The following is a 13,207-nucleotide window of genomic DNA, read 5'->3' as shown; positions in this document are numbered from 1 at the left end:
TTAGATGAACCAGACCTTTTAAATGAAAGCTATATATACCGGAATCATTGCCAGGAAAATACTTCTGGTCTTTCTATCGTTCACCATATTGCTTTCTATAGCCGCCTTCTTTGTAAGGAATAACATTACTCATAAATTAGAAAACATTTCTGCACTGGCTAATCAGGCTGGGGAGGATCAATCAAAACCAGGTGAGGTATTACTCATACTACGCCAGGCCGAGGATGATTTTCAGGAGGCTTTATTAAATAATAACAGCAGTAAAAGCAGTGATTATAAAAAAAGACTTTCACTAGCATTTGCTAAGATTGATTCGCTGCTGAAGGCTAAGGATAATACTACATCATTAACGTCAGATCAGCGCAAAAAGATAAAGGTATGGTATAATAATAAGCTTCAATTATCAAACAGGTTATATCCGCTTAAACATAATTTTGATTCACTTTTAAATGCCTATGCAGATTTTAATGAAGAAACAGGCAGAAATCTTCCGCAGGTTAATGCTAATTTTCATGTTATCAGCAAAAGCATCAACAGCACAGCCGATACAGTACGCAAGAGGACAACAGTGCCCAAAAAGGGCTTTTTTGGTCGGATAAAGGATGCCATTGCCAACAAAACCAGTAAAAATACAGCCAGCGAAATAATTGAGATCAGACATAATAACGATGCTCGTATTCTTGACTCCACATTGCGAAAAAATGCTGCGCTGGAAAAGAAAACATATACCAACAGAATCAAGCAGTTGCAAAACCGAAATTTAAAGTTGCTGCAAATGCAAAGACAGCTGATCTCCTTGAATAATCATATTAATAATGAGCTAGAACTTATTGTTAATGAGGTAAAAGAGATCAATTATAATCTTGCCAATGAGTTTAAAGCGATATCCTTTAAAAACTATGAGGATACAACAGCGTTGCTGAATAAACTATACCTCACGGCTTTGTTCCTGTTGTTTATATTTGCTGTGCTATTGATCGTATTCATTCTTCAGCTTAACCAATCAGAGCTATTCCTGAGGGCGGAGAATGATCGTTCGGTGATGATAGCGCAGCAAAAAATGGATCTTTTACTGCATATGAGTCATGAGGTGCGTAACCCGCTCACCTCCATTAATGGTCTGCTTTACATATTTGGCAAATCTAATTTATCGCAAAAGCAGGTTGATATGCTGGCCTCTATAAAAATATCATCCGAAATGTTATTGCGCACCCTGAATGATACACTGGATGCCGCAAAAATGGAAAACAGCGACTTTAAAATCAATAGTGAACCTTTTAACCCTGACGTAACATTAAAGTCGGTTATGGAAAGCATGGAATTTAGCGCCATAAAAAAAGGCCTCACCATGAAATACAATTTTAAAGGAGATAATGAGGTTGTTTTAAGGGGTGATAGCTTCAGGCTTGAACAGATCATGGTTAACCTTTTAAGTAATGCCATAAAATATACAGATAAAGGCGAGGTTATCGTAAATGCCGAGCTAATAGGTGACGGAAATAAATTGCTTATAGATATTATTGACTCTGGGGCGGGTATAACTGTTGACCAGCAATCCAGGCTTTTTTCTAAATATTACCAAACTAATTCATCTAAAGGTAAGGTAGGTACCGGGCTTGGCTTATACATTTGTAAGCAGTTGATTGATAAACAAGGTGGTAGTATACAGGTTAAAAGTAATTCAGGCCAGGGTACCACATTTAGTTTTTCTATTCCATATCAGCCCGGAAACCATGTTGGCTCCACCCAGCAAACCTTAAACGCACCTCAAACCTCACTCCACGGTATAAGTGTTCTGGCAGTTGATGATAATGAAGTAAACTTAATGTTTTTAAGAAAGATGACCCAAAAGTGGGGGATGATCTTTTTTCAGGCCGAAAATGGCAAGGAGGCCTTTGATATTATAACCAAAAACGAGATTCGGATCGTTTTAACCGACATTGCCATGCCCGAAGTTGATGGGCATGAATTGCTGAATTTAATTAAAAAATTACCTGTTCCTTTAAATCAAATACCTGTGATTATGATGAGCGGAAACCCAGATGGAATGAATAGCGAAAAAATTTCAACAAACGGATTTGCCGGTATCATACATAAACCTTTTACTGAACTGGAAGTGATCAATCAGTTAAATGAGATTTTTCAGTAATTTCAGGCGTTTATCCTAGTCTGCTATAAATTGTTTAATTAATTTGCTTTACCGCCCCTGAACCCCTGTTTACCGACAAGCCAGGGCTGTTCGCCTGTTTTGCTTTGCCATAGTTTAGTCATCCGTTTACATTTGTTAAAATGTTTTTAATGGCTAATCGTCTTTACAACTATGGAAAACAATTACTTTTTACAGAATCAAACGCTTCCTGCACCAGATAAGGAACAGGAACTCGCTATATTATTCTTGGATATTCGGAATTTTACCGGTTTAATGGAATCACAATCAGGCCAAACCGTGATACAGGTTGTTCGCCGTTTATTTACTGCTTTTGGGCAGATAGTTAAAAAATTCGAGGGTAGGGTAGTAGAAATCGCAGGTGATAGCTTATATATAGTTTTTGGCCTGCAAACCGAAATAAAGGCATCTGTTAACAATGCCTATCAGGCCACTAAGGTAATGTTTCAAACAGTTAACCTCTTTAACGAGGCTTATGCCGAACCCTTTTATGGCGGCCCATTGGAAATAGGCGTGGGCCTGCATGCCGGGAAGGTTTTTGTTGGAGAGTTTGGTTTAGATAGTACACCTCAATTATCAGTCATGGGGCTTCCGGTTAATATTGCATCAAGGCTACAGGCAAAAACAAGGGAATTGGACAACGACCTGATCATTTCTGAAGATGCTTACCAGTTATTGGCCGATACCCCTGCTACTGCCGGGTACCAAACTGTACAATTACAAGGTATAAAACAAGAACAGCAGATTCGTTTAGCCGGAAAATCTTATGGCGCAACTCAAAATCTGGATTATTTACTGGCTATTTCAGGATAATATCAGCCACCTTATTTTCTGGGATAGCCTTTTTTGCCGACCCCGTCAAAAACTTAGCAAACAGTAAAGCTATTATCACCGCTAAAATACCCTGTATCAGTACAGTTGTGGGAGCGCCTATGTGTTCCGTCGCGGCACCAATAATCACACTACCAAGCGGCATCATTCCAAATATAGCCATTAGTAATACCCCAATAGTCCGACCTCGCATTTCAGGCGCAGCATCTGATTGCACTATAATATTACTGATAGTAAACTGTGCTACCGAACCGTAACCAGCCACCGCCGCAAAAAACATGGCAGCAGGAAAGTTCTTGAACTGAGAAAAACAGATCAACCCAATACCCATAAGTACAGTACTGAAAAACAATATCTGTTTTAAATGCGATCCTGGCTTACGCGAAGCAAGGAAAATAGTACCGATCACTGCGCCAACACCTACAAAACTATTGATATATCCAAAGGTAGATGCGTCGCCCTTAAAAACAACTTTGGCAAATACAGGTAATACCGTGTTAAAAGGCAACACAAGTAAACTGACTATAGCAAGCATAATTACTATGAGCCCAATACGCGGGGTGTTTTTAATATAAGCGAAACCTTCGGCAAAATCTGTTATTACTTTTTTATTGGTTTTTTTGGGCAGATAAGCGGGCAGCTTCATGAGCAGCAACGATATAATTACTGCGCCAAAACTTGCAGCGTTCAGCAAAAAACATACGCCTGCACCAAATGCACTTAGTACAATACCAGACAATGCCGGACCTAATAACTGGGCAAGACTGGCTGTTGCAGTTGAAAGGGAGAGTGCATTGGGTAAATCAGCAGGGCTGGCAACTACGTCATTGATCAAGGCCTGACGTGCAGGTACATCAAACGCATTAATGATGCCCAGGATAACGCTAAGTAAGAGAATTGCCCATACTGCCATATGCCCGGTTATAACCAGTATAGCCAGCAACACAGCCTGAATCATGGAAGTTATCTGGGTGATTTTAATCACAGTATATCGGTTGTACCGGTCGGCAGCGACACCTCCCGGAATGGAGAATATAAACGACGGAAATTGCTCGGCAAAAATAGTTATGCCAAGTAATAATGCCGAGTGCGTCATAGAATAAACCACCCATACCACTGCGGTTCGCTGCATCCAGGTACCAAATTGCGATACAGCCCTGCCAATAAAGTACAATGTGTAGTTGCGGCTTGCCAATGCCCTGAATAAATTTAGTTGACTTATATTTTTCATTTAAAAACTGACAAAATTTTAATTACTGTCGAAAATTGTGCAAAAAAATTAACCTTGGAGCCATTTAGTAACTATATCGCTTAACAAAGTTGCGGCAGCTTTAGCATCATGAGGATCGTTATGATCAAAAACCTCACGCCTGATACCGCGTACAGTGCTTGAAATGATAAAGGCCAGCATATCCAGTTCAGCAGGAGTATGGCTTCGGCCATCAGCCGAAAGCGCTTCTGTTAATATACCTCTTTCCAGGTACATAAGTTTCTGATGAAGCGCATCCAGGAATTTAATATGTTTTGATTTTTCGTCGGCATTCATAAGTTGATCAATTGCACTAAATACCGGTTTCCATTCTTGGGAAGTCTTGATTTTGGATACACAAAAGGCATATATCTTGTTGTTCAGGTCTACAGCCATACTTACAGCGGTGCGAATCTCGTTGGCTACGTCTTCGGCTATACGGTCAAGTACGGCCTGAAAAATTTCGTCTCGGTTTTTAAAATAATAATAGAGCGAACTCCTGCTTCGGCCAGTAGCCTTCGCCACATTATCCATAGTAACCTTTGTAGGCCCCCATTTACGGTAGAGGCGTAAAGCAGATTGTAAAATCTCCTGATGAATAATATCGTCCTGAATTGCCATAATGTATTTACCTTAAACAAAAGTAAAGTTAATTTTTCGACAAAATATTATTTTTTGTCGAATTTTATAAAATAGCTCAAGAGATAGCCCAGATAACAGGATAAATAAATCTCCTATATTTCAAGATTATAATGACAGTTTTTAGCCAACTATTCGGGTTAACAGTTGTTAAGTATTTCATGCTGAAATAAATAAGTAGTTTCATTAATTTTATGTCACTGTACGTTCAGGTGCAAGCCACTATTCAATTTTTAAACTTAGAAACACAACTATGGAAAAAGAATCAAATGACATCAGTAAATGTCCGTTTCATAACGGCAGTATGAAGCATAATGTTGGCGGTGGCGGCACCCGTAACCATGATTGGTGGCCCAATCACCTAAAATTGAATATTTTGCGCCAGCACTCTTCTTTATCAAACCCGATGGCTGAAGATTTTAACTATGCCGAAGCCTTTAACAGCCTTGACCTTGCTGCTGTGAAGAAAGATCTCAACGCGCTAATGACTGATTCGCAGGATTGGTGGCCGGCAGATTTTGGGCACTACGGTGGTTTGTTTATCCGTATGGCCTGGCACAGTGCAGGTACCTATCGCGTTGGTGATGGGCGGGGAGGCGCAGGCGCAGGTTTGCAGCGCTTTGCACCACTCAACAGCTGGCCCGATAATGTTAGCCTTGATAAAGCCCGCAGGCTGCTTTGGCCCATTAAACAAAAATATGGCAACAAAATCTCCTGGGCAGATCTGATCATACTTACCGGCAATGTTGCGCTGGAGTCCATGGGGTTTAAAACCTTCGGGTTTGCCGGCGGCCGTGAAGATGCCTGGGAAGCTGATGAATCTGTTTATTGGGGAGCAGAAACTACCTGGCTTGGCGGTGATTTGCGTTATGCCCATGGTTCACATGGGGTAGTAGAGAATCATGGTGTATTGGTTTCAGACGATGACGCCGATGGTGATATTCACTCCCGCAATCTCGAAAAACCACTTGCCGCGGTGCAAATGGGGCTTATTTACGTAAACCCCGAAGGACCGGATGGGAACCCTGATCCTTTAGCTTCTGCAAAGGACATCCGCGATACCTTTGGGCGTATGGCTATGAACGACGAAGAAACCGTTGCATTAATAGCCGGTGGACATACCTTTGGCAAAACTCATGGCGCTGCACCCGCTGATAATGTAGGTAAAGAGCCAGAAGCTGCGGGTATTGAATTACAGGGCTTTGGCTGGAACAACCAATATGGCTCAGGCAAAGGCGCAGATACCATCACCAGCGGCCTGGAGGTAACATGGACTACTACACCAACACAATGGAGCAATAACTTTTTTGAAAACCTTTTCGCCTATGAATGGGAACTTACCAAAAGTCCTGCGGGCGCGCACCAATGGGTGGCTAAAAATGCGGAAGCTATTATTCCGGATGCATATGATAGCTCAAAAAAGCACCTGCCGACTATGCTTACCACCGATTTGGCTTTGAGAGTTGATCCGGCCTATGAAAAAATATCAAGACGTTTTTTAGAAAATCCAGATGTGTTTGCAGATGTATTTGCGCGTGCATGGTTTAAATTAACGCACCGCGATATGGGGCCTCGCGAACGTTATCTGGGCCCCGAGATACCACAGGAAGAACTGCTTTGGCAAGACCCTATACCTCCGGTTTTCCATCCTTTAATAACTGATACCGATGCTGCAGATTTAAAATCAAAAATTTTAGCATCCGGGTTAGGTGTATCTGAGTTGGTTTCAACCGCCTGGGCTTCGGCTTCCACTTTCCGCGGCTCTGATAAAAGAGGAGGGGCCAATGGTGCACGTATCCGTCTTGCTCCGCAAAAAGACTGGGAGGTGAACAACCCGGCGCAATTGCAAAAAGTGCTTGACGTACTTAGTGGTATTCAAAAAGGTTTCGACTCATCACGTGGTGATGGTACCAAGGTTTCACTGGCCGATCTGATCGTCCTTGCTGGAAACGCTGCGGTTGAACAAGCAGCTAAAGATGGGGGCCAAAGCATTGCAATTCCTTTTACGCCAGGCCGCATGGATGCTTCGCAAAACCAAACCGATGTAGAATCATTTGGCTATCTGAAGCCGCTTGCCGATGGTTTCCGTAATTATCGTAATTCAAAAACTCCGGTGTCAACCGAGGCTTTACTGGTAGATAAAGCGCATTTGCTTACACTTGCAGCACCTGAATTAACAGTATTATTGGGCGGACTGCGTGTGTTAAATACCAATTATGATGGGTCTAAATATGGTGTTTTCACCACACGCCCAGGAGTACTTACCAATGATTTCTTTGTAAATCTGCTGGATATGGGTACCGCCTGGAAGGCTGTATCCGGTGACCAGGAACTTTATGAAGGGAGCAACCGCGCTACCGGCGAAGTAAAATGGACAGCCACCCGTGCAGACCTGGTATTAGGCTCAAACGCCGAACTAAGGGCAATAGCAGAAGTGTACGGAAGTGTTGACGGACAACAAAAGTTTGTTACAGACTTTGCAAAAGCCTGGAATAAAGTAATGAATCTGGATAGGTTTTAGTAACCAGGCAGGTAAAACAAAAAAAGGATACCCAATACGGTATCCTTTTTTTATATCGCATCAATTAATTTTCAAACAAGTAGCCACTGTAGGCTAAACCATTGGCCACACTTTTAAAGTTATCGCCCGAATTAAGCTTAACATGCGGAAACCTGTTTTTAAATAGTTTTTGAATACTGCCAACCATTGAGGTACCGCCTGTTAAAAACAGGCTGTCTATACCTGCGGGATCGATATTGTTTTGCGACATAAACTGATCAAGGTAGTTAGCGATACGATCAACATCTTTTGCAATAACCTGTTCGTAATTTGACAGGGATATTTCCTCATCAATTTTTATATCCATTTGATCATAGCTAAACTTTGCTATGTTGGCACTTGTAAGCGTAATTTTTGTTTTCTCGATAGATTGAAATACCGAATAACCCAAATTGTTCTCAATAAGTGTGATCAGGTTTTTAAACTGCGGATCATTTCCCGAAAAATAATAGTAATCTTCAATGTCCTTTTTAATGCGCAAGCCATTAAAGAAATTCATTTGCTCCCATGAACAAATGTTTGCAAATAGTGATTTAGGCACAGTTAGTACTTTACCGGGGGTAGCCTCATACTGGGTATTCTTACCAAAGTAGGGAGTTCCTTTATCCCACATAAAAGCCGAATCAAAACTATCTCCACCTATATAGATGCCCCCATTGGCTATCATATCGTTCTTCCGGTCTTTGCTTCCAACTTTTGATGGATCAAGTACCAAATAAGTAAAATCTGTGGTACCTCCGCCGAGGTCGGCTACTAACACATTTTCTTTTTTCAAAAGGTTTTTTTCATAGGCAAACGCTGCACCAATAGGTTCAAATTGGAAACGGATATTTGTAAAGCCGGCTATTTCTGCTGCTTTATGCAACCGGGTTTGTGCCAGGGTGTCTTTTTTGGTATCGTCATCATCAAAAAAAACGGGCCTTCCAAGTATTGCTTTTTTACAATCCTGCCCAATTAATTCATCTGCACGAGTTTTTAACTCTTTTAAGATAAGAGCCACAAGATCAGAAGCGGTGTATCTTCTATTTTGGATACGAGTTTCCGAGAAACTGCTTCTGGATAATATTTGTTTAACAGATTTGATAAAGCGACCTTTCATATCATCACCAAGGTAAGCGGTGATCGCTTCTTCGCCCACCACGTAATTAGGGGTGCTGCCCGGCCCCAGCTGGCTATAGAAATAAATTAGTGAAGGGAGAATAATAGTGCTATGTATCTCTTTGGTATCCTCATTATAAATAGCGAGGGCCGAGTTGGTTGTTCCAAAATCAATTCCGTATAAAAAATTACTCATAAGGGAAGTAAAACAGTGAAAATTTGAAGAGCGGCGAAATTATTAAAAAAATGGCTTTTATAAGAAGCTATTTTCGCAGATGTGAATGATTGTTTTGGTACATAAAAAAACCTTACTAAAACTCAACATTAACTGAGTTTTAGTAAGGTGAATGGACGATATCATCCGTCTTATTTATTATTTTGTATCATTTATTTGCTTAACAGCATCATCGGCAACCCTGGCTGATTCATCATCGTTCATGCTTTTACGTTGTTTGCTGATTTGCTCAAGTGAGGCAATCAGTTTTGGAGCAACACCATATTTTTTATAGCTGACAGCCAGATCACGAATGCTATTGATCCCTTCCGATACGTTAGCGCGGTTATTCATCCGGCCAATAATTTTAGGCATTGATTTAATAGCGTTATCTATTTTGGCCTGCACGGATGCTTTTTTAAATGCTGCTATAACATAAGGCCATTCGGCATCGGCACCATTGGTTGCGTATACACTAACAATGGCTAAGGAAACCGGCCCTTCAGCCTGTGGCTGTAGTTCTTTAGCGGTTTTAAAAGCTTGTTCTGGCGCTATGCTATTGAGAGCTGTTAAGGCCGCGGCACGCACGCCGAATGACGGGCTTTGTAGAGAAGAGCTATAAAGATCTTTATACGCAGGTAAACTTGTTTTAGCAAGCAGGCTTATTGCAGCCGCCCGAACCGGATAGTTAGGGTCATTTTTAGCAAGATCGGCTACAACAGACAGTATCGATGCCATGAAAGCTTGATCATCTGTTTTGATTGCCTTTAAAGCTTTAACACGTAATCCGTAGTATTTGTCTTTTAATACTGCGGTTAATATTTGTTTACCTTCTGTTGTGTTTTGTTGCTCGGCAGCTGCTAAGAAAGCTTCAAACCTATCCATATAGAGCGATGCATGTTGGTATTGAAATGCCAGTTCGGTCAGGGTTTTATGATCTGTTTTTTGGGTTAACAGGATTTTTTCTGCATCTACATTTACCAGATCCGGCTTGGTGGCTACATTAAAGCTCAGGGTGTCTTTAACGTGGCTTAACCAAACCTGGTGTCTTTCTTTCTTTTCGCCAGTATATACATCAACAGCAATCGGTAATAAAAACACCTGGCCTTGTTGATTTTGACTGATAAATACTTTTTCGGTTTTTGTGGCTTCATCCCAGTTGTAGGTGATATCCAGAATTGGGTGACCAGCCCCATAATACCATTGATTAAAGAACCAGTTAAGGTCTTTGCCTGATACTTCTTCCATAGCTAAACGCAGGTCCTGGACCTCTGCACTTTTGAATGAACGGGCTTTAAGATAAACACCTAATCCCTTAAAAAATGCTTCATCGCCAAGATAATTACGCAACATAGTTAGCACCAGGCCTCCTTTGTCATAGATATTTGAGCCATTGATACCTTCGCTATCGGAATAATAGAAAGGAACCAGGTTTTGGTTAGCGGCTGTTTTATTGTTGAGATAAGCTTGTAACTCATCATAACGCTTGGCATCGCCATCATCCTTGCCATATTTCTTCTCGTTCCAGTATTTTTCACCAAATACCGCGAATGATTCGTTCAGGGTTTCGTTACTCCAGCTTTCGCAGGTTGCAAGATCACCAAACCACTGATGGAAAAGTTCATGTGCAATGGTAGTGCCACCTGTACCGTTTGGATCATCAACCAGTTCCCAAGGGCTTTTTTGAACGTAATCGCCCAGTAAAGTAGCTGAAGAGTTTTCCATTGCGCCAAGCGGATAATCGCGTACAACTACTTGCGAGTATTTTTCCCATGGAAAATCTACACCTAATGCTTTAGAGAAAAACTCCATCATCTCGGGAGTTTGACCGAACACCGCTTTGGCGTAAGGGAAGTATTTGGGTTCCAGATAGTAGTTAACCTCTTTATCACGCCATTTATCTTTGAATATTTTAAAATCGCCGATAGCCATCATGAACAGATAAGGGGAGTGAGGTAACTTTTGCTTCCAGGTATCGGTGCGGGTACCATCGGCATTGGTTTTCTGGCTTATCAACAGACCGTTTGATAAGGTGGTGTATTTTGCCGGCACTGTCATACTCAATTGCTGAGTAGTCTTTTGCCCGGGATTGTCAATGGTAGGGAACCAGCAAGATGAGCTTTCAGCCTCACCCTGGGTCCAGATCTGGGTTGGCTTATCAGCCTCGGCGCCTTTAGGGTTTACAAAATATAAGCCTTTACCATCTAACTTAAAGCCTGGTTTATCATGCAGCAGGTTGGGTTTGGAGGTGTAATCAATAAAAACTATGTACTGCTCACCGCCTGCATATTTTTTATCAAGCTTAATGTTAATTGATAGGCTATCCTGATAGGTATATTTAAGTGGCTGAAGCTTGCCTGCTTTTACAATAGCTATCTGATGAATATCCATCCCTTTGGCATCCAGCCTGAGCGAGTCTGTGGTATAGAAATGTGGTTTTAGGGTAACCCATTCTTTGCCATACATATAAGATTTTTGATAATCAAATCTTACATCGAGTTTGGTATCAATAAGGTCATTTATTTTTACCTGTGTTTCGCGGTAACCTTTGCCATCTTTAGGGCTTGTAGGTAACTGAGCGTAAGCTGTAGATAAAGTAGCGGGGATAATTAGAGGAATAAGAAAGCGTAAGTAGTGTTGTTTCATTATTAAGTTGGTAATTATTAATAGCGAATATGTAAATGTTTATTGGTATTTTAATTATAAATTGATTTTTATCGTAAAAAAGTTACTATATCGATTTATCAAATAGAGTTAGAGGGAAGAAGGGTTTGAGGAACCTTAACTGATTAAGCGATTTTGATGAATTGATTTTGCGGAAGAAGGGACCGGAGATTTAAAACAACAAAGCCCTCCTAATTTCTCAGGAAGGCTTTGTACCCAGCGCCGGAGTCGAACCGGCACGGTTTCCCACAGGTGTTTGAGACCAGCGCGTCTACCAATTCCGCCAGCTGGGCTTGCTATGCTGTGATTGATGATTAATCTCTCACAAGCGGGCTGCAAATGTATCTAAACTCTCTTTAATTCGCAACAGATATTTTTGTCTAAAGTAAATTTCTGCAATTTTATTTAACCTGCTTTCCTGCGCGGTATGGTCTAATCGGTCATAATCTTTGGTTAGCTCTGCAAACTTATCAACAATATCCCCCTCAATAGCAAGTACTTCTGCAGTTACCCCCGCCAATTGCTCTGCATCTTCTACTTCCATCAGCCTTTCATTAATATCCATCATTTCCATTAAAAAATCTGACGGAAGTTGTGGTTTTGCCCCCTCAGATACCAGATTATGGAGTCTTAAAATGTACTCCATACGGCGTGTTGGGTCAGAAAGTATCTGGTAAGCCTTATTATTAAGCGTTGATAGTTCCAGTATCTCCTGTTGTTTTGCCTCATCTTCGCCGGCATAAAAATCGGGGTGATATAGTTTGCTCAGTTCATAAAACTTCTTTTTCAGTGCAACCTGGTCTGCATTAAAAGATTCATGAATGCCATAAAATTCAAAATAGTTCATAATACAAAGGTAAGCAGATGGAGTACCAATTTAAGTGCGACCGTGAAATTTGATGGTACAATAACATTAATTGGTACCATCAAATTTCCAATTCGTGTAATTCGTGGTTATCATTATCTTTGCCAATATACCACAATACACTATGTTGTTTGAACAAATACGGCAAAAGCCATTCTTTATACTGGGCCCCTGTGTTATGGAGAACCAGGAGCTTTTATACCAGGTAGCCGAAAAGGTTGCCGAAGCCGGGCAGAAATACAATGTGCCGGTTATCTTTAAATCGTCATTTGATAAAGCCAACCGCACTTCCATTCACTCTTACCGCGGCCCGGGCATTGAAAAAGGCATGGAAATGCTGCAAAACGTTAAGGAACGTTTTGGCTTGCCTGTATTAACTGATATTCACGAGCCTGCACAAGCGGCCATTGCAGCCGAAGTAGTTGACGTGTTGCAGATTCCGGCATTTTTATGCCGCCAAACAGACTTGTTGGTCGCTGCGGCCCAAACCGGCAAAATAGTAAATATAAAAAAGGCTCAGTTTCTTTCGGGGCATGATATGTTTTACCCTGCTCAAAAAGTAATTGAAGCGGGCAATACGCAAATCATACTAACAGAGCGAGGCAATATGTATGGTTACAATAACCTGGTTGTTGATTTCAGGAATATTTACGATATGAAAGCTTTTGGCCATCCCGTTTGTATGGATTGTACACATTCGGTACAACGGCCAGGCGGTGCTGGAGGTAAAACCGGGGGTGATCGTACCTTTGTACCAATGATGGCGCTGGCGGCAAAAGGCTTTGGTGCCGATGGTTATTTTATGGAAACACATCCTGATCCGGATAATGCTTTAAGTGATGGCCCTAACATGATCAAGTTACAGGACTTGGATAAAATATTATCCTCACTCATTATGCAGTAAATGCATTGCTGTATAA

At 41.2% G+C, this 13,207-nt stretch carries 9 protein-coding genes and 1 tRNA gene; 4 read left to right on the top strand and 6 right to left on the bottom strand.

The genetic code is table 11. The features are described 5' to 3' along the window. Positions 1 to 22 precede the first annotated feature (22 nt). Both QWZ01_RS06960 and QWZ01_RS06955 read left to right on the top strand, forming a co-directional pair. Positions 23 to 2,149, top strand: a complete 2,127-nt coding sequence (locus tag QWZ01_RS06960) for a hybrid sensor histidine kinase/response regulator (RefSeq protein WP_290322574.1) — start codon at positions 23 to 25, stop codon at positions 2,147 to 2,149. Positions 2,150 to 2,320: 171 nt separating this feature from the next. Then, on the top strand, positions 2,321 to 2,980 hold the full coding sequence (locus QWZ01_RS06955) for an adenylate/guanylate cyclase domain-containing protein (protein WP_290322573.1): 660 nt from the start codon (positions 2,321 to 2,323) through the stop codon (positions 2,978 to 2,980). Here QWZ01_RS06955 and QWZ01_RS06950 read toward each other — a convergent pair. Together QWZ01_RS06950 and QWZ01_RS06945 are read right to left on the bottom strand one after the other, a co-directional pair. Continuing rightward, positions 2,967 to 4,229, bottom strand: a complete 1,263-nt coding sequence (locus tag QWZ01_RS06950) for an MFS transporter (protein ID WP_290322572.1) — start codon at positions 4,227 to 4,229, stop codon at positions 2,967 to 2,969. The genes QWZ01_RS06955 and QWZ01_RS06950 overlap by 14 nt on opposite strands. A gap of 48 nt (positions 4,230 to 4,277) precedes the next feature. Further along, positions 4,278 to 4,868, bottom strand: coding sequence for a TetR/AcrR family transcriptional regulator (locus tag QWZ01_RS06945; protein WP_290322571.1), 591 nt, complete (start codon positions 4,866 to 4,868; stop codon positions 4,278 to 4,280). Between the two features lie 271 nt (positions 4,869 to 5,139). Between QWZ01_RS06945 and katG the strand changes: the two genes are divergently transcribed. Beyond that, positions 5,140 to 7,407, top strand: coding sequence for a catalase/peroxidase HPI (gene katG / locus QWZ01_RS06940; RefSeq protein WP_290322570.1), 2,268 nt, complete (start codon positions 5,140 to 5,142; stop codon positions 7,405 to 7,407). Positions 7,408 to 7,471: 64 nt separating this feature from the next. Here the strand turns inward: katG and QWZ01_RS06935 are convergent, their stop codons facing one another. The 4 genes from QWZ01_RS06935 to hscB form a co-directional block, all read right to left on the bottom strand. Then, complete coding sequence (locus QWZ01_RS06935) at positions 7,472 to 8,740, bottom strand: Hsp70 family protein (RefSeq protein WP_290322569.1); 1,269 nt, start codon at positions 8,738 to 8,740, stop codon at positions 7,472 to 7,474. Between the two features lie 177 nt (positions 8,741 to 8,917). Continuing rightward, entirely contained in the window at positions 8,918 to 11,404 is a 2,487-nt protein-coding gene (locus QWZ01_RS06930; RefSeq protein WP_290322568.1) for a M1 family metallopeptidase, read from the bottom strand. Positions 11,405 to 11,635: 231 nt separating this feature from the next. Beyond that, a tRNA-Leu gene (locus QWZ01_RS06925) sits at positions 11,636 to 11,715 on the bottom strand. Between the two features lie 29 nt (positions 11,716 to 11,744). Continuing rightward, entirely contained in the window at positions 11,745 to 12,269 is a 525-nt protein-coding gene (hscB, locus tag QWZ01_RS06920) for a Fe-S protein assembly co-chaperone HscB (protein ID WP_290322567.1), read from the bottom strand. Between the two features lie 142 nt (positions 12,270 to 12,411). Between hscB and kdsA the strand changes: the two genes are divergently transcribed. Further along, entirely contained in the window at positions 12,412 to 13,191 is a 780-nt protein-coding gene (kdsA, locus tag QWZ01_RS06915; RefSeq protein WP_290322566.1) for a 3-deoxy-8-phosphooctulonate synthase, read from the top strand. Positions 13,192 to 13,207: the final 16 nt, after the last annotated feature.

This window comes from Mucilaginibacter aquaedulcis, from assembly GCF_030409325.1.
Lineage (GTDB): Bacteria > Bacteroidota > Bacteroidia > Sphingobacteriales > Sphingobacteriaceae > Mucilaginibacter > Mucilaginibacter aquaedulcis.
Note: the sequence above shows the minus strand (reverse complement) of the source record. Positions and strands in the feature narration are given on the sequence as shown.

Excerpts from the sequence above, each read along its gene's own strand:
- QWZ01_RS06945 (WP_290322571.1), bottom strand. The coding sequence starts at position 4,868 with ATGGCAATTCAGGACGATATTATTCATCAGGAGATTTTACAATCTGCT.
- QWZ01_RS06955 (WP_290322573.1), top strand. The coding sequence starts at position 2,321 with ATGGAAAACAATTACTTTTTACAGAATCAAACGCTTCCTGCACCAGAT.
- QWZ01_RS06960 (WP_290322574.1), top strand. The coding sequence starts at position 23 with ATGAAAGCTATATATACCGGAATCATTGCCAGGAAAATACTTCTGGTC.
- QWZ01_RS06950 (WP_290322572.1), bottom strand. The coding sequence starts at position 4,229 with ATGAAAAATATAAGTCAACTAAATTTATTCAGGGCATTGGCAAGCCGC.
- QWZ01_RS06935 (WP_290322569.1), bottom strand. The coding sequence starts at position 8,740 with ATGAGTAATTTTTTATACGGAATTGATTTTGGAACAACCAACTCGGCC.
- kdsA (WP_290322566.1), top strand. The coding sequence starts at position 12,412 with ATGTTGTTTGAACAAATACGGCAAAAGCCATTCTTTATACTGGGCCCC.
- katG (WP_290322570.1), top strand. The coding sequence starts at position 5,140 with ATGGAAAAAGAATCAAATGACATCAGTAAATGTCCGTTTCATAACGGC.
- hscB (WP_290322567.1), bottom strand. The coding sequence starts at position 12,269 with ATGAACTATTTTGAATTTTATGGCATTCATGAATCTTTTAATGCAGAC.
- QWZ01_RS06930 (WP_290322568.1), bottom strand. The coding sequence starts at position 11,404 with ATGAAACAACACTACTTACGCTTTCTTATTCCTCTAATTATCCCCGCT.